General features: G+C 62.5%; 22 protein-coding genes and 1 pseudogene. 11 read left to right on the forward strand and 12 right to left on the reverse strand.

Annotated elements, in window-relative coordinates; all coding sequences use genetic code 11:
• The first annotated feature begins 94 nt into the window (after positions 1-94).
• The gene (locus tag NKK52_RS11135; protein ID WP_031203684.1) at positions 95-1,708 is read left to right on the forward strand and encodes a DEAD/DEAH box helicase; all 1,614 of its coding nucleotides are present in this window, start codon (positions 95-97) and stop codon (positions 1,706-1,708) included.
• Between the two features lie 162 nt (positions 1,709-1,870).
• Here the strand turns inward: NKK52_RS11135 and NKK52_RS11140 are convergent, their stop codons facing one another.
• Positions 1,871-2,764: a LysR family transcriptional regulator gene (locus NKK52_RS11140; RefSeq protein WP_023681484.1), complete on the reverse strand. Its 894-nt coding sequence runs from the start codon at positions 2,762-2,764 to the stop codon at positions 1,871-1,873.
• A gap of 119 nt (positions 2,765-2,883) precedes the next feature.
• On the opposite strand from NKK52_RS11140, the gene NKK52_RS11145 reads away from it, so the two are divergent.
• Positions 2,884-3,768: an NmrA/HSCARG family protein gene (locus NKK52_RS11145; RefSeq protein WP_023681485.1), complete on the forward strand. Its 885-nt coding sequence runs from the start codon at positions 2,884-2,886 to the stop codon at positions 3,766-3,768.
• A 47-nt stretch (positions 3,769-3,815) separates the two neighbouring features.
• A pseudogene (locus tag NKK52_RS11150) lies at positions 3,816-4,064 on the forward strand (DUF2798 domain-containing protein); the annotation flags it as partial.
• Between the two features lie 250 nt (positions 4,065-4,314).
• Here the strand turns inward: NKK52_RS11150 and NKK52_RS11155 are convergent.
• From NKK52_RS11155 to NKK52_RS11170, 4 genes are all read right to left on the reverse strand, one after another.
• Entirely contained in the window at positions 4,315-4,923 is a 609-nt protein-coding gene (locus NKK52_RS11155; protein ID WP_023681486.1) for a hypothetical protein, read from the reverse strand.
• Positions 4,924-5,159: 236 nt separating this feature from the next.
• A complete protein-coding gene (locus NKK52_RS11160) occupies positions 5,160-5,810 on the reverse strand; it encodes a YiaD family glycine zipper/OmpA-like lipoprotein (RefSeq protein WP_023667470.1) in 651 nt (216 codons plus the stop codon).
• A gap of 151 nt (positions 5,811-5,961) precedes the next feature.
• Entirely contained in the window at positions 5,962-6,330 is a 369-nt protein-coding gene (locus NKK52_RS11165) for a GFA family protein (RefSeq protein ID WP_023667471.1), read from the reverse strand.
• A gap of 147 nt (positions 6,331-6,477) precedes the next feature.
• Entirely contained in the window at positions 6,478-7,368 is an 891-nt protein-coding gene (locus NKK52_RS11170; protein ID WP_023681487.1) for a LysR family transcriptional regulator, read from the reverse strand.
• Between the two features lie 103 nt (positions 7,369-7,471).
• Between NKK52_RS11170 and NKK52_RS11175 the strand changes: the two genes are divergently transcribed.
• A complete protein-coding gene (locus NKK52_RS11175; protein WP_023667473.1) occupies positions 7,472-8,341 on the forward strand; it encodes an NmrA/HSCARG family protein in 870 nt (289 codons plus the stop codon).
• Between the two features lie 54 nt (positions 8,342-8,395).
• On the opposite strand, the gene NKK52_RS11180 is transcribed toward NKK52_RS11175, so the two are convergent.
• The 5 genes from NKK52_RS11180 to NKK52_RS11200 all read right to left on the reverse strand — a co-directional run bounded on the left by NKK52_RS11180 (position 8,396) and on the right by NKK52_RS11200 (position 14,797).
• Positions 8,396-8,791 (reverse strand): hypothetical protein, encoded by a 396-nt coding sequence (locus NKK52_RS11180; protein WP_023667474.1) that lies wholly within the window; start codon positions 8,789-8,791, stop codon positions 8,396-8,398.
• Between the two features lie 288 nt (positions 8,792-9,079).
• Complete coding sequence (locus tag NKK52_RS11185; RefSeq protein WP_023681488.1) at positions 9,080-9,499, reverse strand: GFA family protein; 420 nt, start codon at positions 9,497-9,499, stop codon at positions 9,080-9,082.
• 106 nt (positions 9,500-9,605) lie between these two features.
• Positions 9,606-10,737, reverse strand: a protein-coding gene (prfB, locus tag NKK52_RS11190; RefSeq protein ID WP_155922402.1) for a peptide chain release factor 2 whose coding sequence is annotated in 2 segments (ribosomal slippage) — positions 9,606-10,670 and positions 10,672-10,737 — 1,131 coding nt in all. Because the reading frame shifts where the segments join, the coding sequence is not laid out codon by codon here.
• A gap of 130 nt (positions 10,738-10,867) precedes the next feature.
• Positions 10,868-13,324: a penicillin-binding protein 1A gene (locus NKK52_RS11195; RefSeq protein ID WP_023681489.1), complete on the reverse strand. Its 2,457-nt coding sequence runs from the start codon at positions 13,322-13,324 to the stop codon at positions 10,868-10,870.
• 213 nt (positions 13,325-13,537) lie between these two features.
• Positions 13,538-14,797 (reverse strand): N-acetylmuramoyl-L-alanine amidase, encoded by a 1,260-nt coding sequence (locus NKK52_RS11200; protein ID WP_023681490.1) that lies wholly within the window; start codon positions 14,795-14,797, stop codon positions 13,538-13,540.
• 649 nt (positions 14,798-15,446) lie between these two features.
• Here NKK52_RS11200 and NKK52_RS11205 point away from each other — a divergent pair.
• Positions 15,447-18,365, forward strand: a complete 2,919-nt coding sequence (locus NKK52_RS11205) for a ribonuclease E/G (RefSeq protein ID WP_023681492.1) — start codon at positions 15,447-15,449, stop codon at positions 18,363-18,365.
• 93 nt (positions 18,366-18,458) lie between these two features.
• Here NKK52_RS11205 and NKK52_RS11210 read toward each other — a convergent pair whose 3' ends face one another.
• Together NKK52_RS11210 and NKK52_RS11215 are read right to left on the reverse strand one after the other, a co-directional pair.
• On the reverse strand, positions 18,459-19,388 hold the full coding sequence (locus tag NKK52_RS11210; protein WP_023681493.1) for a glutaminase: 930 nt from the start codon (positions 19,386-19,388) through the stop codon (positions 18,459-18,461).
• 11 nt (positions 19,389-19,399) lie between these two features.
• The gene (locus NKK52_RS11215) at positions 19,400-20,548 is read right to left on the reverse strand and encodes a pyridoxal phosphate-dependent aminotransferase (protein WP_352628929.1); all 1,149 of its coding nucleotides are present in this window, start codon (positions 20,546-20,548) and stop codon (positions 19,400-19,402) included.
• A gap of 144 nt (positions 20,549-20,692) precedes the next feature.
• On the opposite strand from NKK52_RS11215, the gene NKK52_RS11220 reads away from it, so the two are divergent.
• The 6 genes from NKK52_RS11220 (at position 20,693) to aat (ending at position 26,041) form a co-directional block, all read left to right on the forward strand.
• Positions 20,693-22,105 (forward strand): M48 family metalloprotease, encoded by a 1,413-nt coding sequence (locus NKK52_RS11220; protein ID WP_023681494.1) that lies wholly within the window; start codon positions 20,693-20,695, stop codon positions 22,103-22,105.
• Between the two features lie 57 nt (positions 22,106-22,162).
• Positions 22,163-22,966, forward strand: coding sequence for a DsbA family protein (locus NKK52_RS11225; RefSeq protein ID WP_023681495.1), 804 nt, complete (start codon positions 22,163-22,165; stop codon positions 22,964-22,966).
• Between the two features lie 150 nt (positions 22,967-23,116).
• The gene (aroQ, locus tag NKK52_RS11230; protein WP_023667485.1) at positions 23,117-23,551 is read left to right on the forward strand and encodes a type II 3-dehydroquinate dehydratase; all 435 of its coding nucleotides are present in this window, start codon (positions 23,117-23,119) and stop codon (positions 23,549-23,551) included.
• Between the two features lie 26 nt (positions 23,552-23,577).
• Positions 23,578-24,042: an acetyl-CoA carboxylase biotin carboxyl carrier protein gene (gene accB, locus NKK52_RS11235; RefSeq protein WP_023681496.1), complete on the forward strand. Its 465-nt coding sequence runs from the start codon at positions 23,578-23,580 to the stop codon at positions 24,040-24,042.
• Positions 24,043-24,052: 10 nt separating this feature from the next.
• Positions 24,053-25,396 (forward strand): acetyl-CoA carboxylase biotin carboxylase subunit, encoded by a 1,344-nt coding sequence (gene accC, locus NKK52_RS11240; protein WP_023681497.1) that lies wholly within the window; start codon positions 24,053-24,055, stop codon positions 25,394-25,396.
• Positions 25,397-25,423: 27 nt separating this feature from the next.
• On the forward strand, positions 25,424-26,041 hold the full coding sequence (gene aat, locus NKK52_RS11245) for a leucyl/phenylalanyl-tRNA--protein transferase (RefSeq protein WP_023681498.1): 618 nt from the start codon (positions 25,424-25,426) through the stop codon (positions 26,039-26,041).
• Positions 26,042-26,058 lie beyond the last annotated feature (17 nt).

A 26,058-nucleotide genomic window follows, 5' to 3' on the forward strand; every position in this document is an offset into this window, starting at 1 on the left:
TTGCGCCTAATCGCAATACCAATCTTGCAGGCACGCTGTGCTTGCCGCGACGGATGCCGTTGCGCTTCCCCGAACCAGCCAAAGACAGCAACTCTTGTCCTCAGACACCACGACCGCTCTAGAAGCGTTGACCTTTTCAGACCTCGGCCTGTCGCCCAAGGTCCTTTCCGCAGTCACCGATGCGGGCTACACCGTGCCGACGCCGATCCAGGCTGGCGCCATCCCGCATGCCTTGCTCGGCAAGGATATTCTGGGCATAGCACAGACCGGCACCGGCAAGACGGCTTCCTTCGTGCTGCCGATGCTGACCCGCCTCGAAAAAGGCAGGGCCCGTGCCCGCATGCCGCGCACGCTGATCCTCGAGCCGACGCGCGAGCTCGCCGCGCAGGTCGAAGAGAATTTCATCAGATACGGCAAGAACCACAAGCTCAACATCGCGCTGCTGATCGGCGGCGTCTCCTTCGACGAGCAGGACAAGAAGCTGGAGCGCGGCGCCGACGTGCTGATCGCCACGCCCGGCCGTCTGCTCGATCACCGCGAGCGCGGCAAGCTGTTGCTCAACGGCGTCGAGATCCTCGTCATCGACGAGGCCGACCGCATGCTGGACATGGGCTTCATCCCCGACATCGAGCGCATCTGCGAGATGATCCCGTTCACCAGGCAGACGCTGTTCTTCTCAGCGACCATGCCGCCGGAGATCACCAAGCTCACCGAGAAATTCCTGCATGCGCCGGTGCGCGTCGAGGTGTCCAAGGCGGCATCCGCTGCCACCAACATCATCCAGCGCCTGGTCAAGTCCGGCTCCAAGCCGTGGGACAAGCGCGAGACGCTACGCAATCTGATAAAGGCCGAAGACGCCGAGCTGAAGAACGCTATCATTTTCTGCAACCGCAAGGTCGAGGTCGCGGAGCTGTTCCGCTCGCTGCTGAAGTATGATTTCGACGCCGGCGCCCTGCATGGCGACATGGACCAGCGCGCCCGCATGCAGATGCTGGCCAATTTCCGCGATGGCAAATTGCGCTATCTCGTGGCGTCCGACGTCGCCGCGCGCGGCCTCGACATTCCCGACGTAAGCCACGTCTTCAACTACGACGTGCCGATCCACGCCGAAGACTATGTCCACCGCATCGGCCGCACCGGCCGCGCCGGACGCTCGGGCAAATCCTTCACCATCGCCACCAAGTCCGACACCAAATACATCGACGCCATCGAGCGGCTGATCGGCAACAAGATCGAGTGGCATGACGGCGACCTGTCGACCGTGGTCGCCAGCGAAGGCGGCGAGGACGAAGCGCCCCGCCGTGGCCGTGGCGCTCCGCGCCGCGCCGGCCGCAAGGACGAGGACCGCAAGCCCCATGATCGCAAGGACGGTGGCGAGCGCAAGCCGCGCGAACGCCATGCCAAGCGCAGCGACGACGCGCCGGCGGCAGAAGCCGCGCGCGAGGAACAGCCGGTGGTAGCCGAGGCCGCGGTCGCCGACACCGGCGAACGGCATCAGCGCAAGGAAGCGATCCGCTCCGAAAACAGCGACCGCAAGGTCTCCGATCGCAACAACGAGAACCGCGCCCCGGAACGCGGCGACACAAGGCCGCAGCGCGCCAGCAACAGCCGCCCTGCCCGCGGCAACAACCGCGGTGAAGACAATGACGGCACCGTCGGCTTCGGCGACGACATGCCGGCCTTCATGAAGATCGTCGCCAAGGTCTGATCCCATGAGCCGCGGCGTCCCGAGGACGCGCGGCTTGCCTGGACGCGACTGGGATGTGAGATCTGGAGCCCGCTCCAGGATCGGCGCCATGCGCGGTAACCGCAAAACAGGCTCGATCTACCCGATCGCTTCCGGTCTGGAGGCTTAAATAGCCCGTCGATGCTACAGGCTTTTCAGTTCCAGGCGGGATGCCAATAAATCCAGAAACGCCCGAACCTTGGCCGAAGATGACCGGCCTTCCTGCCACAAGGCATGGATCGGCACCGGTGCCGGCTCGAATTCCGTCAAAACCAGTTCGACGAGACCGTCGTCGACCAAATGTCTTATCTGCCACAGAGGCGAGAAGCCCAAACCCAGTCCGTGGATTGCGGCGGCATAGACCGAGGTCATCAGATTGGAGCGAAAAGCGCCTGCGACCTTCACGGTCCGGGGTTTCCCGTCGATCTGAAACGTCCATTCACCTGGACGCTCGTTAGCGGTTCTGATTATGCAACTGTGCTCACTCAGCTGGAAGGGATGGGCCGGCCGGCCACACCGCGCGAAATAGGAAGGCGCGCCGAACACAACGCGCCGCAACGCCCCCAGGCGTTTGGCTTTCAAGTTGGAATCCGGCAAATCGCCGATGCGTATTGCCAGGTCGAGACCTTCGGCGCCAAGATCGGCAAATCCATCGGAAAGTTGAAGATCGACCTCGACCCGGGGAAATGTCCGCATGTATTCGGCGATGACAGGCATCAGGACGTTCGGGCCAAACAGAACCGGCGCCCCGATGCGCAGGACGCCTGCCGGCTCCGATCGTTGATTGATCGCCTGAAGTCTTGCGTCGTTTATTTCGTCGACCGCGGGTTTGATCCGGTTGAAAAAGGCTGCTCCGACTTCACTCGGTGTCGAGCGACGCGTTGTCCTGTGGATCAGCTCGACGCCGACTGATTCCTCCAGTGCCGCCAGAGACCGGCTGACCGACTGCAGCGAGCGGTTCAGCCGATGTGCGGCAGTCGTCAGACTTCCATGCTCGACGATCGCGATGAAAGCCTCGAAATCGTCCATCCGGCTCATGTATTCTCCCGATCTTCGACATAATATATCGCATAAACGGGTAATTGTAACGACAATTGCGACGTCGTACCTCTCTGCAAGTTGTCCCGCGAGGACAGGCTTGATGGAAGGGAATCGTCATGCAAGTAGCCAATCCAACTGTTCTGGTCGTTGGTGCCACAGGCCGAGTTGCGGGACTTGTCGTGCCTGAACTTGTCCGACGCAATGCCAATGTTCGAGCGCTCGTTCGCGACCCTGCGAATGCCGAAAAGGCCCGGAAGCTAGGGGCATCCGAGGTTGCGACAGGAGATTTGCGAAATCGTCAGAGCCTCGAAAAGGCGGTCGAGGGCGTCGACGGCGTCTTTCACATTGGGCCGGCTTTTGCTCCCGATGAAGCAGCCATGGGCGTTGCCATGGTTGAGGCCGCCACGCGAGCAGGAGTTCGAAAGTTCGTCTTCTCGTCGGTGATCCAGCCTACCAATACGCGACTGAAGAACCATGCCAGCAAGGTACCTGTCGAGGTTGCTCTCTACTCGACAACGATGGAATATACGATTCTGCACCCTGCCAATTTCATGCAGAACCTCGCAGCGGCGTGGCCGTCCGTCGTTGAACATGGTGTTTTCTCGGAACCGTTTCCAAAGACGGCGAAGCTGGCCCGCGTCGACTACCGCGATGTCGCTGAGGTGGCGGCGATCGCCCTAACCGAAGCGCGATTGTCCTACGCGACCCTCGATCTGTGCGCTGACGGCATGCACAGCCGGGAAGACATCGTTGCGATGATGAGTGAGGAACTTGGCCGACCCATCTCTTCTGGTGAGCCGACATTTGGCGAGTGGGCGGCCGAGGCACGCCTTCCCTACAATGACCGCCAAATGCAGGTGCTGGCCAAAATATACGCCCACTACGCCCACTATGGCCTTGGTGGGAACAGTCTGACATTGCGCGCCGCCCTGGGCCGCGAACCGCGTTCGTTGCGCGGCTTTATTCGAAACCTTGCCCAGCAAATGGCGCAGGCCGCCTGACTGCGCCCAGCCGCGCATACTTCCACTTTTCGAGAAGGAGATATTTGATGCGACCGTCATCCCACAAGGTTTTGAAATCGAGGAAGCTACCGGCCTCTTACAATGCGCTGGTGATGCCATTCGTTCTTTCCATCCTGATGTCGTGCATTGTTTCCGCGGTAGCGACGCTGATCAATGCGGGCTGGACAACCGGTTTCGTGGCGACCTGGCCGTATGCATGGGGAGCATCATGGCTAGTGGGCTTTCCAAGTCTGCTGCCGGTCTTGCCGATCGTGCGCCGTATCGTTGCGGCAATTTGTCGATCAGCCGACCTCGTAGGCCTTGATTACAGGGTCCGACATGCCAAACAAAAACGGCCCTTGCGGGCCGCTTTTACCTTCGACTGACGGCTCGCAGCGCCATTGTCGGCTTCCGCGACGACATCATGCGGGCAGCCTTCATGCGCGCCGGCCCTCATGCCGATCGTCGTCCGAGCCTGATCCCGAGCGCTCTCAAATGCAGCCGGCCAGCTTGCACTCTTGGCACGCTCCTATCCTGGCCCGTCCGTCACATCGGGCCGGGCATCATCTTGGTCGGTTTTTCCAGCATCGGAAACTCTGCCTTGCTGCATTTCACGTTCGGGTTGGTCGGACTGAACATGCCGTTCGGATTGTCTCTGAACAGCCAGGCATGAAGGTCGTAGTGGACGAACTCCCTCGGAATGAGCGGATAGTGCCCTTCCATCGGTCCCATGAAGGTCTGGCCAAATAGTTTTGGAGGTTCCTTGGTGTCTGGCGTCAGGGGCACCAGCCATTCCACGCCAACCAATTTCAAGCCTTTCTTGGTCGGCTCGTAGATCAGCACATTGGGGCGCATCGGATCGAGTTTCTGACCGACACTCGGGACGTTGACGAAATGGATGCCCATAGCGCCCTTCGGATAGTCCATTGCGCCCTCGATCCTGTCCCCGCTGTAATAGACGCACCCGACAGTCGACAGATAAAGGTCGCGGACGGCGACCGTGTAGTCTTCATATTTGGCGAGCGATTTCTTCAACGCTTCGATGTCGGCTTTGTTGGCGTCCTCGGCTCGAGCCGTGGCCGCTGCGCACCAAGCTGAGACCAGACCTGTCAAAATGAGGACGCCGCAACGCCCAAGACGAGCTGTTCTTGTCATGCATTCCTCCCAGATTTCCTATCTGGCCGTGCAGGACCGGGGCCGACTAAGTGACTGCGCGGCCGTTTGTATCGCCCCATCCCCTCTGGAACCGCACCAATGCTAATCCCTTCCAAGGCCTCCGGAAAGGAATTATTAGAAATCTCTAATGCGTTAGACCTTTTGGCGGACCACAGGAGCCCAAAAAGAAAGCGGCCCCTTGCGGGGGCCGCCTTCGCATTTCGATGCCGAACAATTCAGGTCAGCGGCGAAAGCTGGATCTCGACGCGCCGGTTCTGCGCACGGCCGGCCGCCGTTCCGTTGGACGCGATCGGACGGGTCTTGCCGAATCCGGTGACGGCGAAGCGGCGCGAATCGACACCTTGGCCTGAGAGATAGTTGGCGACCGCCAATGCGCGGCGCTGCGACAGATCGAAATTGTGTTCGTCGCCACCGGTCGAATCGGTATGGCCGAACACGTCGACCGTGGTCTGCTTGAACTTCTTCAGCACCAGCGCAACCGAGTTCAGCACCTGGTAGAAGCCGGGCTTCACCGCATCCTGGTCGACGTTGAAAGTAATGTCGGACGGCATGTTGAGGATGATCTGGTCGCCGGTGCGGGTGACGCTGACGCCGGTGCCTTCGAGCTGGCGGCGCAGTTCAGCCTCGTTCTGGTCCATGGTCGCGCCGATGGCGCCGCCGGCCAGCGCGCCGATACCGGCGCCGATCAGCGCGTTGCGGCGGTCATTGCCGCCGGCAAGCAGGCCGAGGCCCGCGCCCGCCAGGGCGCCAAGGCCGGCGCCGGCTGCGGTGTTCGAAACCTTCTGCTCCCCGGTGTACGGATCGGTCGTGGTGCAGGCACTCACCAGCACAGCCGTCGCAACGGCGACGAGCACAGTCTTTTTCATAAGGATCGTCCCTCTCCAAAGCGCGGCCTTTGCGGCTCGCGCATATAAGCCCTTCTCCGGTCTTGTAACATGAAATGCGGCGAAAAACCGAGCGGCGAAAGCGGCTTCTCCCCGCTCGCGCCACACTTCCGCTTCGGTGGCTGGTGCTGGCCTACCAGAGGTTCTTGCCGTCAATGACGACCACCTCGACCTTGTCGAGGTCGAAATCGTCGAACAGCCGCGAATTGACTGAGATCTTGGGATTGTCGAAGTCCGGTTTTCCGGTCGACCAGTCCGGCGTTTCGGTGAAGGTGCCGCAGCCGCAAATGGCGCAAAACCCGTGTTTGACGGTCTTCGATCCCCATTGATAGAAGGAAACGTTTTCCGGCGAGCTGGTGAGCTTGAATTGCGACGGAACGTAGTAAGCCCACAGCGAACCGCGCTTGGAGCAGAACGAGCAGGTGCATTGTGTTACCGTCTCGGGCGCCTGCGAAACCTCGAACGTCGTCGCCTTGCAATGACAGCTGGCCTTGATGGTCATGAAAAGCTTTCCTCTCCGTTGCCCGCCACCCATGCGGCAAGGCACCATAAAGGAAGGCTCCTGACAACTGTCTGTCAGCAGGCTCCGGTCGATCGAGCCGAGCGGCGCTCTGGCTGAAGCAGGCCCGTCGTCACCTCCCAATCGTCGTCACCTGCCGATATAGGCGGCCAGTTCGTCCGGCGTCCCGTTTGGGAAAGCCTGTTTCAGAAAATCCAGGAACGCCGACACGCGCGCGCTGAGCAGCCGCCGGGAGGGGTAGAGCGTCCATAGAGAAATTTCGGGGCCGTCAATATCCCCCCAATTCACCAGTGTGCCGTCAGCCAGGTCGTGGGCCACCAACGAAATGGGAAGCCGTCCTGCGCCGATGCCGGCTCGCACCGCATCCCGGACCATGATGAGCGTCGACAAGGCGAGGACCGGCTCGATTCTAAGTGTTGCCCGGCCACCTGGTGTCTTCACCTGCCATGTTTGCCGCTCGCCTGTCCCGCGCGCAACGCCAGGAGCGGCGAGCCCATCGGCCGGGCGAGGAAGGTCCGGGCTCGCCACAACGACCAGGCGGTCGCGGAGAAACGCCCGTCCGACCAGGCTTTCATCGGGATCCGGATTGACCCGGATTACCAGATCGTAGCCTTCCTCGATCATGTCGACATGCCGGTCTTCGGTGGTCACTTCAAGCCTCACCTCAGGATACCTCAGGGCAAATCCCGCGGCGATCCTCCCCATTGCAGTCTGCGAAAAATGCAAAGGCGCGCTGATCCGCAATCTGCCCTTGGGTCTCTGGCCGCCCGAGGCAATCGCCGATGCCGTCTCGTCCAGCTCGGCAAGCAACGCCCCCGTCCGCTCGAAGAGCGCCCGTCCTTCTTCGGTCAGCTTCAGGTTACGCGCACCCCGTTCGAACAGACGCAGATCGAGACTGCTTTCCAATTCGCCAACGCGCCGGGACAATGTTGCCTTGGGCCGGCCGGTGGACCTTGCCGCTTTGCCGAAGCCGCCATGGCGAGCCACGAGGTTAAAATCGGCAAGGGCTAAAAGATCCATGACTGTCCCACCAGTGAGACGACGTGTCTAAAATTGCCGTCTACTGGGCTCTTTGTGAGCCACACATATTGGGGCTGTCAAGCAACCCAACAGGAGAAATTCCATGACCATTCTCGTTACCGGCGCCACCGGCAATATCGGCCGCCAAGTCGTCGAACAGCTCGCCAAGCGCGGCGCCGATGTGCGTGCTCTCGTGCGCGATCCGTCGAAAACCAGTTTTCCGGCAGGCGTATCCGTCGTGCAAGGCGACTTTCTCGATGTCGATTCGCTGCGCAAAGCCATGTCTGGCGTTTCCACGCTGTTCCTCTTGAACGCCGTGGTGCCGGACGAATTCACCCAGGCTTTGATCGCCTTGAATGTCGCCCGATCGGCCGGCATCGAGCGGATCGTCTATCTCTCGGTGATCCACGCTGACGTCTATGTGAACGTGCCGCATTTCGCGGGCAAGTTCGGCGTGGAGCGAATGATCGAACAGATGGACTTCAAAGCTACGATCTTGCGCCCGGCCTACTTCATCCAGAACGATCTGACGGTCGAAGACGTCATCACCGGCTACGGCACCTACCCAATGCCGATCGGCCCCAAGGGTCTCGCCATGATCGATGCCCGCGATATCGCCGAGATCGCCGCTCTTGAGCTGCTGCGTCGCGAACGGTCCAAGGAGCCGCTTGCGTTCGAGAGGATCAACCTCGTCGGTCCGCAGACACTGACCGGGACGGACATTGCCGCAATCTGGTCAGACGTACTCGCCCGCCCGATCAGCTACAGCGGCGACAATACGGAGGGTTTTGAGCAAAATCTCAAGCAGTTCCTGCCCGCCTGGATGGCCTACGACATGCGCCTGATGGGCGAGCGTTTCTTTACCGACGGGATGCTGCCCGAGACCGGCGACGTCGAGCGCCTGACGGCACTTCTGGGTCGCCCACTGCGGCCGTATCGCGACTTCGCCTCAGCACTCGCTGCTTCCGTCTGACGCAAGCGCCTTCAGCACCAAGGCCGGCCTTCCGATGAGAACTGCCAACAGAACTCAGTAGGAACGCGGTGGCACGAACAGGCAGATCGTCTTGCCTGCGTCGAGGCCGGCCTGGTGCGCGCACCAGTGGAAATCGCCGTCGGGTGAGTCCTTGACCCGCTTGTCGCTCATCGGCACGACCTCCCCCGTTCCGGCGATGACATAGCCCTCCGGCTTTTCCAGCACCTCGCCGGTATGGGTGGTACGGCAGTCGTAGTTTGCGCAGCAGGCGAAGGGATAACTCCAGCCTTGCGGCTTCGCCGCCGTAGGCTTGGCGTCATGGGCGAAGGCGGGTGCGGTCAGCACCGCAGCAAGCATCGCGATTGCAAAGATCGGGGTCACGAACAAGGAAAACAGGAGTCGGCCAGCCGGTTGAACGGCTCTGGCCGATCGGAGAGTGGCAGCAGACATGGAAGCGTTCCTTTCAAACGAGCATCAAGCGTTTCGCTTGCCCGTTCCCGGAACGTGTCTTCCCAGTGGCCGGATCGTCAGGTCGCAGATATGCCGCGTCCGGCCATAAATGCTTTTTCTCTTCCAGCCCTCGGATGCTGGGCTGATTCCTAGGCTGGCGCAAGAAGTTGCTGCGCGAGGCCGCCACATCTACGCCGCTATCTGCAACCGCTGACGAGATCCAAGGCCAGGCTCAACTCCCGGCAGACGGGCATCGAAACAACGGGATTGGCCGAATGTGGTTCCAGCCTATACTTCGCCTGGACCGGCGACCACATGCCCTTCATATTGCGGCAAGTCGTCGGCGATGGTGAACCATGGCGCTTTGGAGCCGACGAAGATGTGCGCGGTCGGCCGGATCGTCGGATCGTCGACCAGCGTGCCCATGGCGACATGGACATAGGCGCCGTCGCGGACCAGCGAATACAGCAACGAGCCGCAGCGGCTGCAATGCGCATCGTGGCCGCTGTCATCGCCGAAATGGATGAGCCCGTGATGCCCTTCGGCAAGGGCAAGTTTCGCGCGCTCGATGCCGGCGAAGGGCTTGAAGGCGGAACCTGTGGTGCGCCGGCAGTTCGAACAATGGCAGATCGCGGCATAGACGAACTCGTCCGCCACTTCATACTGAACCGTGCCGCAAAAGCATTTGCCGGTGAGCCTGCGAGTCATGGTTCCTCCTTCGCTCCCCCGCCAAGGGATGTTCTTATTCAAGAAAGTGGCGGAAGCGCAGGTATCATCCATTCGCAGGCCGGCCTCAGCTGAATATGAACATATCCTAGTCGAGGTCGGCCACGGCTTCACCGGCACCGCCCTCGATGCGCTGCGACAACGAGGCTTCCATGAAGTCGTCGAGGTCGCCGTCGAGCACGCTCGACGGGCTGGTGCTCTCGACGCCGGTGCGCAGGTCCTTCACCAACTGGTAGGGCTGCAGCACATAGGAACGAATCTGGTGACCCCAGCCGATGTCGCTCTTCGACGCTTCTGTGGCATTGGCCACCGCTTCGCGCTTCTTCAGCTCTTCCTCGTAAAGGCGCGAGCGCAGCATTTCCCAGGCCTTCGCCTTGTTCTTGTGCTGCGAGCGTTCGGCCTGGCAGGCAACCGCGATGCCGGTGGCGATATGGGTGATGCGAACCGCCGAGTCCGTGGTGTTGACGTGCTGGCCGCCCGAACCGGATGAGCGGTAGGTGTCGATGCGTACATCGGATTCCGAGACGTCGATCTCGATCCTGTCATCGACGACCGGGTAGACCCAGACACTGGAGAAGGACGTGTGGCGGCGCGCATTGCTGTCATAGGGTGAAATGCGGACCAGGCGATGAACGCCCGACTCGGTCTTCAGCCAGCCATAGGCATTGTGGCCCTTGATCAGGAGCGTGGCGGACTTGATGCCGGCCTCTTCGCCGTCATGGACTTCCAGCACTTCGACCTTGAAACGGCGACGCTCGGCCCAGCGCGTGTACATGCGCAGAAGCATCGAGGCCCAGTCCTGGCTCTCGGTGCCGCCGGCGCCGGCATGGACTTCGAGATAGGTGTCGTTGGCGTCGGCCTCGCCCGACAGCAGCGTCTCGACCTGGCGGGCCTTGGCCTCGCCCTGCATCGAGCGGAGGGCTGCTTCCGCCTCGGCGATCACGCTCTGGTCGCCCTCTTCCTCACCCAGTTCGATCAGGCCGATATTGTCTTCCAGCGCCTGAGTCAGGCTTTTGACGCCGGCGATCCCGTCTTCGAGGCCCTGGCGCTCGCGCATCAGCTTTTGCGCTTCCAGCGGATCATTCCAGAGGCTGGAATCCTCGGCGCGCACGTTCAGGTATTCAAGCCGCTTTATGGCCTGATCCCAGTCAAAGATGCCTCCTCAGCAGGGTGATCGCCTGCCTGATCTCGTCGACAATATTCTGCGTTTCCGCGCGCATGGCTGGTTGTTCTGTCCTGTTTTTGAAGTGGCGCTTGGGTCGGCGCGATACATAGGCACGGCATTGCTGCCTGTAAAGCGAAATGGGCCGGCTCAACAAGCCAGCCCATTCGACGTAAAAAATCAGGTCGTCAGTAGAGTCCGCCGCCGGGTGCCTGGATGGCTTCCGTAGCCTGCGGCGATAGCGGTCCGCCGGCGCCGTTGGACCCGTCGGCGCCCATGCCGATCACCCAATAGCTGTCGGCGGGGCCGGTGCCGGGCTTGAAGGCTTCGATGATGGTGCCGGGATCGCCCGACGCGGCACGCATGCCGGTCTTGCGGTTGATCGCGACGAGGTTCATGCCTTCCGGCACCTTGAAGTCGACGTTCGGCGTGCCGTCCAGCGCAACGCGCATGAAGTCCTTGAAGATAGGCGCCGCCAGACCGCCGCCGGTGGCGCCATGGCCGAGACCGCGCGGCGTGTCGTAACCCATGTAGAGGCCGACGACGAGGTTCGGCGTATAGCCGATGAACCAGGCGTCCTTCTCGTCATTGGTCGTTCCGGTCTTGCCGGCGATGTGGCGGCCAAGCTCGGCGATGGTGGCGCCGGTGCCGCGCTGGACCACGCCTTCCATCATCGAGGTGATCTGGTAGGCCGTCATCGGATCGAGCACCTGCTCGGAATTGTCGACCAGTTCCGGTTCGGGCTGGTTGTTCCATTCGGGCGCGTTGCAGCCATCGCAGCCGCGCTCGTCCTGCTTGAACACGGTCTTGCCGTAGCGGTCCTGGATGCGGTCGATGAGCGAGGGTTTGATCGACTTGCCGCCATTGGCCATGATCGAATAGGCCGACACCATGCGCATCACCGTCGTCTCGCCGGAGCCCAGCGCCATCGGCAGATACGGCGCCAGATGGTCGTAGACGCCGAACCTCTCGGCATATTCCACCACCAGCTTCATGCCCATGTCGTTGGCGAGCCGCACCGTCATCAAATTGCGCGACTTTTCGATGCCGGAACGCAAGGTCGCGGGGCCTGCCACCGTGCCGTCATAGTTCTTCGGCGTCCAGGTCGTGGTGCCGCTCTGGATGGTGATCGGTCCGTCCATGATCACCGAGGCCGGCGTATAGCCATTGTCGAGCGCGGCCGAATAGACGATCGGCTTGAAGGACGATCCCGGCTGGCGCATCGCCTGCGTGGCGCGGTTGAACTCCGACTGCGCATAGGAGAAGCCGCCGACCATGGCCAGCACGCGGCCGGTATGTGGATCCATGGCGATCAGGCCGCCCTCCACTTCCGGCACCTGGCGCAGCGTGTAGGCGCCTTCCGACCCTTCGTTCTTCTGCACGAAGATGACGTCGCCGGGCTGCAGTACATCGGCCGGAGACTTGGCCTTGACCGTCTTGCCATCGACCACATGGCGCATGGCAAAGCTCATATCTTCCTTGCTGACGGCGCCTTCAATGCGTTCCTTGACGATATCGCCCGAAATCTGCCGCGTCGGCTGCAGGCCGATGGAAAGGCCAGTCGCCGAGCTGTCGAGCACGACGGCAAGCGACCATTCCGGCACGTCTTCCAGCCCCTTGACGTTGCCCAGCGCCACGCCCCAGTCGCCGGAAGCATCGATATGCGTCACCGGTCCGCGATAGCCGCGCAGCGTGTCGTATTTGAGCAAGCCGTTCTGCATCGACTTGCGGGCGATGAGTTGGATCTTCGGATCGAGCGTCGTGCGCACCGAAAGGCCGCCCTCATAGAGCGCGTTCTCGCCATAGCGCGAGATGATCTGGCGGCGCACTTCCTCGGTGAAATATTCGCCCGCAAACAAATAAGAGCCATTGCGGCGCGGAGTCACGCCGAGCGGCTCGGCCTTGGCCTTGTCGCCTTCCTCGCGCGTCACGTAGCCGTTCTCGACCATCTGGTCGATGACCCAGTTGCGGCGCTCGATGGCGCGGTCGGCATGCTTGAAGGGATGGTAGTTGTTGGGCCCCTTCGGCAGCGACGCCAGATAGGCGGCTTCCGCGACGGTGAGTTCGTTGACCGACTTGTCGAAATAGGTCAGTGCCGCGCCCGCAACGCCATAGGCGCCGAAACCGAAGAAGATTTCGTTGAGGTAAAGCTCAAGGATGCGGTCCTTCGAATAGGCCTGCTCGATGCGGAAGGCCAGGATCATCTCCTTGATCTTGCGCTCGTAGGTCTGGTCCGAGGACAAGAGGAAGTTCTTCGCCACCTGCTGGGTGATGGTCGAGGCGCCGACCTGGCGCCTGCCCGAACCCAGATTTTGCAGGTTGACGTAGATGGCGCGGCCGAGCCCGGTGATGTCGATGCCGGGATGGTTGTAGAAATTCTTGTCCTCGGCCGACAGGAACGCCGCCTTGACCCGGTCCGGAACCGCCTGGATCGGCAAATAGAGCCGCCGTTCGCGCGCATATTCGGCCATCAGCGAGCCGTCGGAAGCATGGATGCGGGTCGTCACCGGCGGCTCGTACTTGGCCAGCACCTCGTAGTCGGGCAGGTCTTTCGACAGATGGCTGATGTATATCGCCACGCCCGCGGCGACGATAAGCGCCAGCGTCGTGCCGATACCAAAGAAATAGCCGATAAGACGAATCATGCCCGCTCCAGTCCGAGGTCCGGGAATTTCCTAGACGAAGCCGCCTTTCGCGCAAGCCTTCGCAACTGTCCCGATCCGTGATGGAAAACCCATGTCGCCACCATGTGGGCAAAATACGGCAGTGCCCGGTTTCGGCATCCCCCACCGGAAATAAAAGCGCCTGGTGTTGTCCCCGTGCAACGCTGCCTCCGGTCGTGGGCGGCGGCGACCATCTCAGCCTCCGGTTCCCGTTCCCATCTTGGCGGAGGCAAACAGGGCGACGGCGTTGGTGATGCTCTGCGCCGCCTTGCGGCGCCAGTCGGCGTCGAGCAGTTGCGCCTCATCCTTGGCGTTGGAGAGATAGCCGAGTTCGACCAGCACCGACGGCACATCGGGCGCTTTCAGCACTTTGAAGCCGGCCGAGCGCTGCGGATTGTTGATCAGGCCGACGCTGGTGGACAACTGGCCGACCAGAGTGTGGGCAAAGCTCATCGAGAAATTATGCGTCTCGCGGCGGATCAGGTCGATCAGTATGTCGGTGACTTCCTTGTTGTCGTCCTTGATCACCATGCCGGCGAACTGGTCGGAGAGGTTTTCGCGGTCGGCAAGCGCCTGCGCTTCCGGGTCGGATGCCTTGTCGGAGACGGTATAGACGGTGGCGCCTCTGATACCCTTGACGCTGATCGTGTCGGCATGGATCGAGATCAAAAGGTCGGCCTCGTGCTGACGGGCGATGCGCACGCGGTCATCGAGCCGCAGGAACTCGTCGGTATCGCGCGTCATGAACACGTCGTAGTTGCCGACGGCGGCGAGCTTGTCGCGCAGTTCGGTGGCGAAGGCCAGCGTCACGTTCTTCTCGATGGTGCCGTTGAGGCCTTCGGCGCCACCGTCGATGCCGCCATGGCCGGGATCGATGACGATGGTGAAGCGATGCCCGGGATTGGAGATCGGCCCTGTGCCGACCCTGGAGCCCTTGTCGGTGGAGACGGTCGAGCCGGTGGTCAGCGCCTGGTTGGCAAGGGCTTCGTCGAACTCGCGGTCGGAGGCCGCCGACATGTCGATGGCGATGCGGTAGCCTGCGCCGTCATCGTTCTTGAGCACGTCGAGCTTGTCGACCGAGAACGGCCCCTTGCCGGTCAGGATCAGCCGCGATCCCTCGCCCTGATCGCCATAACGCACCGCCTTGACCAGGCCGCGGGCCTTGGCGTCCTTCGCGCTAATGGCGAATCGGGTGCGCGGCAGGTCCACGACCAGCCGGTTGGGGGCGCGCAGCAGGAACCATTTGATGTCGGGCTCGCGGTCGAAATCGATGACGATGCGCATCTTGGTTGCGTCGCCGGCCATCTTGTAGGCGGTGGCGCCGAGTGGCGCATCGTCGGCGCGTGAAACCGGCGCAAAAGCAAGGCAAAGCGCCAGCAACAACAGCACACCGGCAGCGCGCAGGAAACGGCCTGCACGGCCATGGCCCTTGTCTGTGGTGCCCGCCAGTCCCATTTCTTTGCAGTCGCTCCCGGTTTGGCGCCTTGCGCCCGCATGGTTGGTCGAAATGCCGGTCAGGCCGCAGACTCGATTAACGATTGGTATCCAGAGAAGGTTAACCAAGCCTTTTCATTGAGGATTAAGGCCTGTGCTTCCGTTACGGCACTGCTTTTTGCCGGCATCCGAAATCGGGGTTGCCTTCCACCCCGTCAAATCATAAAAGCGATGGTGGATCACTGCAATCCTGGAACCGCTTCTCCCGCAGCTTCCTGCTACAGGTCAGATGAAAGGCGGCTCCTTTCGCTTCCCGCGAAAAGGCTTCAGGTGATCGCGACGAATTTCGCAGGTGTGCGCCCGTGGCGGGGGAATCGCCTGCGTGAGGAAAACGGCCGGGTTTGTTCCCGTGCCGGCTCTGTATGAGCAAACAAGCTGGTCCGGTTCGTCCGGGCTTTGGTTCAAAAGGTTCTGCTGGTGACGATGGCTTCAAGCGCAATCATGGAAAGGTCCGCATCAAACCGCGCCATTGTGGCTGCGGGCGGCACCGCCATGGCGCTCAAGCGGCGTCCGGCGGACATTCAGACATCCGGCACCCACATCCCAGACACGCAGCAGCGGGCTTTGCCTCGCAAGCTGCGGCTGACGGCTGCCGGGAGGAAACGAAATAATGCCCAACAAAATGCTGATAGACGCCTCCCACCCGGAGGAAACACGCGTTGTCGTTATCCGCGGTAACCGTATTGAAGAATTCGACTTTGAATCTCAGGACAAGAAGCAGCTCAAAGGAAACATCTATCTCGCCCGCGTAACGCGCGTCGAACCTTCCCTTCAGGCAGCCTTTGTCGAATATGGCGGCAACCGTCACGGTTTCCTCGCCTTCAGTGAAATTCACCCCGACTATTACCAGATCCCGGTCGCCGATCGTCAGGCTTTGCTGCGCGCTGAAGCGCAGGAAGCCGAGGACGAGGAGAACGAGGACAATGACGGCGACGACCGCCAGAGCCGCGATCGCGGCCGGCGCGGCCGCCGGCGCGGCGGCAAGGGTCGTGAGCGAGGCGAACACAAGCGCGACGCCGGCGCCGATGATGAGAACGGCGAACATGGCGATGCCGGCAGCGATGCCGTCTCCGAAGCGCCTGCTTCCGAGCATGCCGCGGCCGATACCGCCGGGCATGACGATCATGCCGGGCATGGCGACAGCGAAGCCTCCGACGCCGAGACATCCAGGAGCGAACCGTCGGAAGGCGGCCCGACATCGATCGCGGCAAGCGTCGAAGCGGATGTGATCTCCGAAGCTGTCCCTGCGGCGGAGCCGGGTGACGAAAGGTCGTCCAGCGAGGCAAGTGGCGAAGCCACCTCCGGGGACAATGACCGCGGCATGCTGGAAGAGGTGCAGTCCTCGCATCCGGACGACCACGAGATCGAATCCGTAGGCGCCGAGGATGCGCTGGAAGAGGTGCGCAGCCGCCGCAAGCCGGTGCGCCGCCAGTACAAGATTCAGGAAGTCATCAAGCGCCGGCAGATCCTGCTGGTGCAGGTGGTCAAGGAAGAGCGCGGCAACAAGGGCGCTGCGCTCACCACCTATCTGTCGCTTGCCGGCCGCTATTCCGTGCTGATGCCCAACACCGCACGCGGCGGCGGCATTTCGCGCAAGATCACCAGTGCCGTCGACCGCAAGCGCCTCAAGGAGGTCGTTGCCGATCTCGAAGTGCCGCAGGGCATGGGCGTCATCCTGCGCACCGCCGGCGAAAGCCGCACCAAGGCGGAAATCAAGCGCGACTACGAATATCTGATGCGGCTTTGGGAAAACGTCCGCAATCTGACGCTGCAATCCACCGCCCCTGCCCTCGTCTATGAGGAAGGCAGCCTGATCAAGCGCTCGGTGCGCGACCTCTACAACAAGGATATTGACGAGATTCTTGTCTCCGGCGAGGAAGGCTACCGCGAGGCCAAGGATTTCATGCGCATGCTGATGCCGAGCCACGCCAAGGTGGTTCAGCCGTTCCGCGACACGACGCCGATCTTCGTGCGCAACGGGATCGAGGCGCAGCTCGACCGCATGCTGCAGCCGCAGGTGACGCTGAAGAGCGGCGGCTATATCATCATCAACCAGACCGAGGCGCTGGTCGCCATCGACGTCAATTCGGGCCGCTCCACCAAGGAGCACTCGATCGAGGACACCGCTCTCCACACCAACCTTGAAGCGGCGGAAGAAGTCGCCAGGCAATTGAGGCTGCGCGATCTCGCCGGCCTGATCGTCATCGACTTCATCGACATGGAGGAGAACCGCAACAACCGCTCCGTCGAGAAGCGGCTGAAGGATCACCTCAAGAACGACCGAGCCCGCATCCAGGTCGGCCGCATCTCGCATTTCGGCCTGATGGAGATGTCTCGCCAGCGCATCCGCGCCAGCGTGCTGGAATCGACCATGAAGCCCTGCCCGCATTGCGGCGGCACCGGCCATGTGCGCTCCGATTCGTCGGTGGCGCTGATGGTGGTGCGGGCGATCGAGGAATTCCTGCTCAAGGATTCGCGCAGCCACATCACGGTGCGGACCCCGGCGGCGACCGCTCTCTATGTGCTCAACCACAAGCGCGGCACGCTGGTGGAACTCGAAAGCCGCTTTGGCCTGACCATCACCGTCGAGGCCGATGATACGGTCGGTGTGCAGCACTACGCGATCTTCCGCGGCGCCATTGCCGAAAAGCCGGAAGGCTTTGTCGAAGCGCGAACCTTCCCGGCCTATGTCGAGCCGGAAGAGCCCGAGGACGAGATCGTCATCGAGGAGGAAGACGACGAGGTTGTGGTACAGGCAGAGCAGCCGCGTCAGGCGCAGCCGCAGTCGCAGCAGCAGCAGCCGAGATCGGCTGAGGACGGCGAAGGCCGCGATCGCAAGCGTCGCAAGCGCCGCAGGCGGCGCGGCGGCAAGGATCGCGAACGCGAACATGGCGATCGCGAGCATGGCGCCGAAGGTGCTTCGGTTTCGGCGGCAAGCGACGACTTTGCCGCTGAACCAGGCGATGACGATGCAACACAGCAAGACGAAGCCCAGGTTGGCGCCGTCGAAACGGTGGAAGCATCAGATGACGCCCAGGGCAAGAAGCGCCGTCGCGGCAAGCGCGGCGGCAAGCGCAATCGTCGCGAAGACGGCACGGAGACCGAAGCCGGCGAAACCGCCTCGGTGGCCGAGGCCGCTGAAGTCGGAACGGCCGCAAGCGAGCCCGTAGCAGCCGTAGCGGTTGAAGAAGCAGCGGCTCCCGCCGCGGCGAACGACGACGCTCCAGCCGAAAAGCCGAAGAAGAAGCGCGCTTCAAGGGCAAAGAAGGCTGTGGTGGAAGTCGCCGATGAGACGGCGGCCGAGGCTGCACCGGAAGCTGCCGTCGAAGCTGCCGCCCCCGCTGCGGCCGATGCCGCCACGGAAACGACCGTCGACGACGAGCCCGCCAAGGCTCGCCCGTCACGGCGCAAAGCCGTGGCCGCGGATACCTCCGCGGTGCCGGTGGTTTCCTCCAGCGTTGCCGACGAGGCAAAGGCCGAGGAAAAGCCGAAGCGCGCCGGCTGGTGGCAGCGGAAGGGCTTTTTCTAAGCTATTCAGCCGATTAAGATAGGTTCCTGACAAAAATCCCGCGCCGTTCAAACCACGGCGCGGGATTTTTGCATGCGCGAATGACGGAAGGCGTCAGGGGGCGAAAATCGACCAGTTCATCATCCTGGCCAGTTTTTCCAAGGCGATCGACCCCAGCTTGGAATTGCCGTTGGCGTTCAAGCCCGGCGACCATACGGCCAGCGAAGCAACACCCGGCACGATCCCCAATATGCCACCGCCGACGCCGCTTTTGCCGGGAATGCCGACACGGAAGGCGAAATCGCCGGAACCGTCATAGTGGCCGCAGGTCAGCATCATGGCGCCGATGCGCCGCGCCCGCTCGGCAGACACCACGGAGTACCCGGTTGCCGGGTTTCTGCCGCCATTGGCGAGGAAGCGGCCGGCCAGCGCCAATTGCCGGCAGCTCATGGCGATGGCGCAATGGTGGAAGTACACGCCCAGCGCCAGCTCCGGTGCATGGTTGAGATTGCCGAAGGATTTCATGTAGTTGGCAAGCGCGAAGTTGCGATAGCCGGTGGCGCGTTCGGAAGCCGCGACCTCGCGGTCGATGATGATGGTTTCGTCATCGGCAAGGAACTGGATGAAGCGCAGGATTTCGCCGATCGCCTCGCGCGGCTGGTGGCCGGCAAGCAGTATGTCGGACACGACGATGGCGCCGGCATTGATGAACGGATTGCGCGGAATGCCGTTCTCATGCTCGAGTTGCACGATCGAGTTGAACGGATTGCCCGACGGCTCGCGTCCGACACGCTGCCACAGCGCGTCACCGACATTGCCGAGCGCCAACGTAAGCGTAAACACCTTGGAGATGGACTGGATCGAAAACGCCTGGTCGGCGTCGCCGGCGACCAGCACGCGGCCGTCATTGGTCACGGTGGCAATGCCGAATTTCTTCGGATCGACCTTGCCGAGCTGCGGAATGTAGGTGGCGACGTCACCGCGATCGGTGCGCTCGGCCATCTCGGCGGCGAGATCGGCCAGCGCTTGTTCAAGATCCGGCATGCTCGTCCCCGCTATTTCAGCCAGCGCTCGATGCGCGCCATCGCCTCGACCATGTCGTCATGGCTGCCGGCATAGGAAAAGCGCATCGTGCGGTGGCCCTGAAGTGGATCGAAATCGCGGCCGGGCGTCGCCGCCACATGCGCCTCGGCCAGCATCTTGCGCGCAAAGGCCATGCTGTCATTGGTATGCCGGGTAACATCGCAGAAAGCGTAGAAGGCGCCGTCCATCGGCGCCGCCAAGGGAAATCCGAGTTCCGGCAGGCGCCGCATCAACAGCTCGCGGTTCCAGGCGTAGCGCGCCTTTACCGCTTCCAGCTCTTGCGTCGCCTTGAAGGCTTCGATCGCCGCGATCTGCGACAGTTCCGGCGGCGAGATGTAGAGGCTCTGGGCGATGCGCTCGATCGGCCTCACCAGAGCTTCCGGCAGCACCATCCAGCCAATGCGCCAGCCGGTCATGCAATAATATTTCGAGAAGGAATTGATCACCGTCACGCCTGAGCCATGGGCCAGCGCAGTGGTGTCGGGCGCGGCATAGGCCAGCCGATGATAGATTTCGTCCGATATCACCGCCATGCCGAGATCTTCGGCTGTCCTCACCAGTGCGGACAACTCGTCGACGGGAATGACCGCACCTGTCGGATTGGCCGGGCTGGCGAACAACACGCCCTTCAGCGGGTTTTCCTGGTGCGCCGATTTCAAATGCTCGGCGTGCAGGTAGGCGTCCGTGCCGAGCTCGATCTCGACGATCTCGATGCCGAGCGCGGCCATGATGTTGCGGTAGGCCGGATAGCCGGGTGATGCGATGGCGACGCGGTCGCCGGGATCGAACATCGCCAGGAAGGCCAGATTGAAGGCGGCCGACGATCCCGTGGTCACGGCGATCCGGTTCGGCGAGACATCGATCCCGTAGTGGTCGCCATAATGTCCGGCGATCGCCTTGCGCAGATCCGCCAGACCGAGCGTGTCGGTATAGCCGATGCGTCCGATCCTCAGCGCATTTGCGGCTGCTTCCCTCACGCCCACGGGCGCCGGATCGGATGGCTGGCCGACGGCCATGGAGACGACAGGCACGCCCGTCGCCTTCAGCCGGTTGGCTTCGGCCAGAATGTCCATGGCGTGAAACGGCTCGACTTCACCGCGGCGCGACAGCGAAACTACCATTTGACCTCCGTCCGGCCCGCCGCTCGAAGCCATCAACCGGCGGCAGCGCCGCACAAATGCCCGATTGATGTGAGGATCACAAGTTCGCCTAGTTTCGGTGCCGTGACTTTTCATCGTTCGCCCGCTCGTTTACCAGTGGACCTCATGCTGAGCCGACCCAAATCGACGATGTCCAAATCTTCCATCGGGAAGACAGTGCGCGGCTTCGCGACGCTTTTGCTTGCCGCCGCCGTCGCTGTCACCGGCTCGGTGACGGCCTTCGCCCAGGCGGTGCCGGTCGTGCGCGATGCCGAGATCGAGGCGCTGGTGCGCGACTATGCGCGGCCGATCTTCAAGGCGGCCGGTCTTGCCAATGACGGTGTCGATATCGTTCTGGTCAACGATCAGAGCTTCAACGCCTTCGTCACCGGGCGCCGGCTGTTCATCAACACCGGCGCGCTGATGCAGGCCGAAACGCCCAATGAGATCATCGGCGTCATCGCCCACGAGGCCGGCCACATCGCCGGCGGCCATCAGCAGAAATTGCGCGACCAGCTCGAGCGCGCCAAGACCATGGCCATCATCGCCACGCTGCTTGGCGCCGGCGCCATCGTTGCCGGCGCCACCACCAACAGCCGCGGCCTTGCCGGCGCCGGCATGGGTGTCGCCGCGGGCGGCGGCGAGATGGCGCAGCGCAGCATTCTTGCCTACCAGCGCACCGAAGAATCGACCGCCGACCGCTCTGCCATCACCTATCTCAATGCCACCGGCCAGTCCGGCATGGGCATGCTGAAGACCTTCGCCCGCTTCCAGAGCGCGCTGTCGCTTTCCGGCACGCAGGTCGATCCCTACCGCATCAGCCACCCGATGCCGCAGGAGCGCATCGCCAATCTCGAAGTGCTGGTCAAGCAGAGCCCTAACGTCGACAAGGTCGATCCGCCGGCACTGCAGCAGCGGCACGACATGATGCGCATCAAGATCGCCGCCTATATGGGCGGCCAGGCCGCCGCCACGCGGCTGATCCGCAAGGCCCTAGGCAGCCTCGCCTCGCGCTATGGCGAAGCGCAGATGGCCTATCTCTACGGCAATCTGGGTGCAGCACTGACCAAGGCCAATGCATTGATCAAGGAACAGCCGAAGAACCCCTATTTCCAGGAAATGCGCGGCGACATCCTGATGAAGGCCAACAAGCCCAAGGACGCCGCGGACGCCTATGCCAAGGCGGTCAGCCTCGATCCGGTGAGGTCGGGCCTGTTGCCCGTTTCTCTCGGCCAGGCGCTGATGGCCATCGGCACGCCCGACTCGCTGAAGAAGGCGGTGGTGCAGATCAACAACGGTCTCGGGCGCGACAAGGAAAACACGGTCGGATACCGCTATCTCGCCCAGGCCTATGGCGAGCTTGGCAACATTCCGGCGGCGGAACTCGCCACCGCCGAGGGCCACTTTTATTCCGGCGATTACACGAATGCCAAAATTTTCGCCATGCGCGCGCAAAAAGACTTGAAGCGCGGCGAGCCCGGCTGGATTCGGGCGCAGGACATCATAAACTACAACCCTTCAGGCAAACTCAAGAAATGAACCTTCCGGTCGCCCGCTGCGACTAGGATAGACCGGAACCGGCAAGAGGATCAGACGATGAACAAGGCAATATTGCTCGGCACGACGGGAGTGGCGGCTGCTCTTGCCATGCTGGCGTTCGGGTTCGTCGCCGGCAATCCGCAGGTGGCCAAGGCCGGCACGGCGCAGGCCGTGCAGACCGCCTCGGCCGACACCAAGATCGATCGCACTGAGGTCGAGGGCATTATCCGCGACTATCTCCTGAAGAACCCCGAAGTGCTGCTCGAAGTGCAGGAGGCGCTCGAGGCCAAGCAGAAGGAAGAGCAGCGCATAGCCAGCCTCGGCGTCATCGAGAAGGCCAAGTCCGAGATTTTCAACTCGACCTTCGACGGCGTCGTCGGCAATCCGAAGGGCAAGGTCACCATCGTCGAATTCTACGACTACAATTGCGGCTTCTGCAAACGCGCCATCGACGACATGCAGGCTCTGACAAAGGCCGATCCGGAGCTGCGCTTCGTGCTCAAGGAATTCCCGATCCTCGGGCCGGATTCGCAAAAGGCCAGCGTCGTCTCGATGGCTTTCCACCTGATGCATCCGGAGAAATACGGCGAGTTCCACAACGCCCTGCTCGGCGGCCAGGGCCGCGCCACCGAGGCGGCGGCCATCAAGGTTGCGCTGTCGCTAGGCGCCGATGAGGCGAAATTGCGCGAGAAGATGAAGGATCCGACCATCACCGAGGCTTTCTCCAAGACCTTCGACCTCGCCAACAAGCTGGCCATCACCGGAACGCCTTCCTACGTGGTCGGCAATGAGGTGGTGTTCGGGGCGCTCGGCCAGGAAGTGCTGGCTGAAAAGATCGAGGCGGCGAAAGCCGCGCTCTGATCTTGCACGCGAGCCTATTTCTCACGGGCACATTTCCGCCTGTTGTGGACAGTGAAAGATCGCACTTGTGCTCTTTCCGCGGGCGGCTATGCCCATTATAGAAGGCCCTGCGCGCCGGCTTGAGGCCGGCGTCGGAAAAGGTCGGCATTTTTGAAAACGATTTTCGTCCTGAACGGCCCCAACCTGAACGCGCTCGGCAAGCGCGAGCCGGGCATCTATGGCGGCAAGACGCTTGCCGCGATCGCCGACGACTGTAAGCAGGCGGGCGCCGCCCTTGGCCTCGAGATTGATTTTCGCCAGTCGAACCATGAGGGCGACCTCGTCGACTGGATCCAGGAAGCCGGCGACAAGGCAGCCGGCATCGTCATCAATCCGGGTGCCTACAGCCACACCTCGATTGCCATTCACGACGCCATCCGCGCTGTCGCGCCGCTGCCCGTCGCCGAAGTTCACCTCTCCAACATCCACGCGCGGGAACCATTCCGCCACGTCTCCATGGTCGCGCCGGTCGCTGTCGGCATGATCTGCGGGTTCGGGCCGCTTGGCTACTCGCTGGCGCTGCAGGCGCTGGCGGCACGCCTATGACCGGCCCACAAACAGAAGGCTCGAAAATGTCGATAAAGAAGACCGGTGTTGACCAGCAACTGATCCGCGATCTCGCGGGCATACTGAACGACACCAATCTCACCGAGATCGAAGTCGAGCTCGGCGACCTGAAGGTGCGCGTGTCGCGCCAGGCGCCGGCCGTCCACGCCATCGCCGCACCGCAGGCCGGTTATGCTCCGGCAGCGCAGCAGCCCGCGGCGGGCGCGGCTGCCGCACCAGCAGTGGCCGATCCGTCCAAGAACGCGGTCCCCTCGCCGATGGTCGGCACCGCTTATCTCGCGCCCTCGCCCGACGCCAAGGCCTTCATCGAAGTCGGCCAGAAGGTCAAGGAAGGCCAGACGCTGCTGATCATCGAAGCGATGAAGACGATGAACCAGATCCCTTCGCCGCGCGCCGGCACGGTGACGGCGATCCTGTTCGAGGACGGCCAGCCGGTCGAGTACGGCATGCCGCTCGTCGTGATCGAGTAGAGCGGGCCGGATGTTCCAGAAGATCCTCATCGCCAACCGCGGCGAAATCGCGCTTCGGGTGCTGCGCGCCTGCAAGGAACTCGGCATCCAGACCGTGGTCGTGCATTCGACCGCCGACGCTGACGCCATGCATGTCAGGCTCGCCGACGAAAGCGTGTGCATCGGTCCGCCGCCGTCGCGCGACAGCTATCTCAACATCCACCAGATCGTCGCAGCCTGCGAGATCACAGGCGCCGATGCCGTGCATCCGGGCTATGGCTTCCTGTCGGAAAACGCCAAGTTCGCCGACATTCTCGCCGCCCACAACATCACCTTCATCGGCCCGTCGGGCGACCACATCCGCATCATGGGCGACAAGATCGAGGCCAAGCGCACCGCAAAGCGGCTCGGCATTCCGGTTGTGCCGGGCTCCGACGGCGCCGTCACCGATCAAAAGGAAGCCAGGCGCATTGCCGCCGAGATCGGCTATCCCGTGATCATCAAGGCATCGGCAGGCGGTGGCGGGCGCGGTATGAAGGTCGCCCTTACCGAGGCTGACCTCGAGATCGCCTTGCAGACAGCGAGCACGGAAGCGGGAGCCGCCTTCGGCGACGATGCCGTCTACATCGAGAAATACTTGGAAAAGCCGCGCCACATCGAGGTGCAGGTATTCGGCGACGGCGCCGGCCGCGGCGTGCATTTCGGCGAGCGCGACTGTTCGCTGCAACGCCGCCACCAGAAAGTCTGGGAAGAGGCGCCCTCGCCGGCCCTCAACGCCGAGGAGCGCGCCCGCATCGGCAATATCTGTGCCAAGGCCATCGCCGACCTCGGCTACTCCGGCGCAGGCACCATCGAATTCCTGTACGAGAATGGCGAGTTCTACTTCATCGAGATGAACACGCGGTTGCAGGTCGAGCATCCGGTGACGGAGGCGATCACCGGCATCGATCTCGTCCACGAACAGATCCGCGTTGCCTCCGGCGGCGGGCTTTCGGTGCGCCAGGAGGACATCAAGTTCAACGGCCACGCCATAGAATGCCGCATCAATGCCGAGGACCCGCGCACCTTCACGCCTTCGCCCGGCACGATTACGCATTTCCACACGCCTGGCGGTCTCGGCATCCGCGTCGATTCCGGTGTCTATTCCGGCTACAAGATCCCGCCCTATTATGACAGCCTGATCGGCAAGCTGATCGTGCACGGCCGCAACCGCGTCGAATGCATGATGCGGCTGCGCCGGGCGCTCGACGAATTCGTCGTTGACGGCATCAAAACGACGCTGCCGCTGTTTCGCGACCTGGTCGGCAATGCCGATATCGCCAATGGCGACTACGACATCCACTGGCTGGAAAAGTATCTGGCCAAAGAGGAATAGCGCCCGACTTGCCGCTATGATGCCGCGATGACCCGTCCTTACGCTCCCGGCTATCGCATTCCGACCGACCTGTTGCTCAAGGCCTATGCCTCGGGCGTCTTCCCGATGGCCGAGAGCGCTTCCGACCCGGAAGTGTTCTGGGTGCGGCCGGAGACGCGCGGCATCATACCGCTCGATGGCTTCCACACGCCGAAGAGCTTGCGGAAGACAATTCGCAAGCACCCGTTCGACATCCGCTTCGATTTCGATTTCGAGGCGACGATCGACGGCTGCGCCGAAAAGCGCGAGGAGCGCCGCTCGACCTGGATCAACGCGCCGATCCGCGAAGCCTATATCGAGCTGCACCGTCTGGGGCACTGCCATTCGGTCGAGGCATGGCGCGAGGAACGGCTGGTCGGCGGCCTCTATGGCGTCTCGCTCGGTCGCGTGTTCTTCGGCGAAAGCATGTTCGCCCGGGAAACCGACGCGTCCAAGACCTGCCTGTATCATCTGGTCGAGCGGCTGAAGGCGCGCGGCTTTGCCCTGCTCGACACGCAATTCACCACTGAGCATCTCAAACGCTTCGGCGCGGTCGACGTGCCGCGCGTCAAATACGAGAAGATGTTGGCCGACGCGCTGAAGGGCGAAGCCGTTTTTTATCCCTGACCGGAGACCGAGCGGCC

Source organism: Mesorhizobium sp. C277A, assembly GCF_040324395.1.
Classification (GTDB): domain Bacteria; phylum Pseudomonadota; class Alphaproteobacteria; order Rhizobiales; family Rhizobiaceae; genus Mesorhizobium.

Excerpts from the sequence above, each read along its gene's own strand:
- NKK52_RS11215 (WP_352628929.1), bottom strand. The coding sequence starts at position 20,548 with ATGGTAGTTTCGCTGTCGCGCCGCGGTGAAGTCGAGCCGTTTCACGCC.
- NKK52_RS11145 (WP_023681485.1), top strand. The coding sequence starts at position 2,884 with ATGCAAGTAGCCAATCCAACTGTTCTGGTCGTTGGTGCCACAGGCCGA.
- NKK52_RS11195 (WP_023681489.1), bottom strand. The coding sequence starts at position 13,324 with ATGATTCGTCTTATCGGCTATTTCTTTGGTATCGGCACGACGCTGGCG.
- NKK52_RS11210 (WP_023681493.1), bottom strand. The coding sequence starts at position 19,388 with ATGCCGGATCTTGAACAAGCGCTGGCCGATCTCGCCGCCGAGATGGCC.
- NKK52_RS11200 (WP_023681490.1), bottom strand. The coding sequence starts at position 14,797 with ATGGGACTGGCGGGCACCACAGACAAGGGCCATGGCCGTGCAGGCCGT.
- NKK52_RS11220 (WP_023681494.1), top strand. The coding sequence starts at position 20,693 with ATGCTGAGCCGACCCAAATCGACGATGTCCAAATCTTCCATCGGGAAG.
- NKK52_RS11165 (WP_023667471.1), bottom strand. The coding sequence starts at position 6,330 with ATGACCATCAAGGCCAGCTGTCATTGCAAGGCGACGACGTTCGAGGTT.
- NKK52_RS11140 (WP_023681484.1), bottom strand. The coding sequence starts at position 2,764 with ATGAGCCGGATGGACGATTTCGAGGCTTTCATCGCGATCGTCGAGCAT.
- accC (WP_023681497.1), top strand. The coding sequence starts at position 24,053 with ATGTTCCAGAAGATCCTCATCGCCAACCGCGGCGAAATCGCGCTTCGG.
- accB (WP_023681496.1), top strand. The coding sequence starts at position 23,578 with ATGTCGATAAAGAAGACCGGTGTTGACCAGCAACTGATCCGCGATCTC.
- NKK52_RS11180 (WP_023667474.1), bottom strand. The coding sequence starts at position 8,791 with ATGTCTGCTGCCACTCTCCGATCGGCCAGAGCCGTTCAACCGGCTGGC.
- NKK52_RS11205 (WP_023681492.1), top strand. The coding sequence starts at position 15,447 with ATGCCCAACAAAATGCTGATAGACGCCTCCCACCCGGAGGAAACACGC.
- NKK52_RS11170 (WP_023681487.1), bottom strand. The coding sequence starts at position 7,368 with ATGGATCTTTTAGCCCTTGCCGATTTTAACCTCGTGGCTCGCCATGGC.
- NKK52_RS11175 (WP_023667473.1), top strand. The coding sequence starts at position 7,472 with ATGACCATTCTCGTTACCGGCGCCACCGGCAATATCGGCCGCCAAGTC.
- NKK52_RS11185 (WP_023681488.1), bottom strand. The coding sequence starts at position 9,499 with ATGACTCGCAGGCTCACCGGCAAATGCTTTTGCGGCACGGTTCAGTAT.
- NKK52_RS11155 (WP_023681486.1), bottom strand. The coding sequence starts at position 4,923 with ATGACAAGAACAGCTCGTCTTGGGCGTTGCGGCGTCCTCATTTTGACA.
- aat (WP_023681498.1), top strand. The coding sequence starts at position 25,424 with ATGACCCGTCCTTACGCTCCCGGCTATCGCATTCCGACCGACCTGTTG.
- NKK52_RS11160 (WP_023667470.1), bottom strand. The coding sequence starts at position 5,810 with ATGAAAAAGACTGTGCTCGTCGCCGTTGCGACGGCTGTGCTGGTGAGT.
- NKK52_RS11225 (WP_023681495.1), top strand. The coding sequence starts at position 22,163 with ATGAACAAGGCAATATTGCTCGGCACGACGGGAGTGGCGGCTGCTCTT.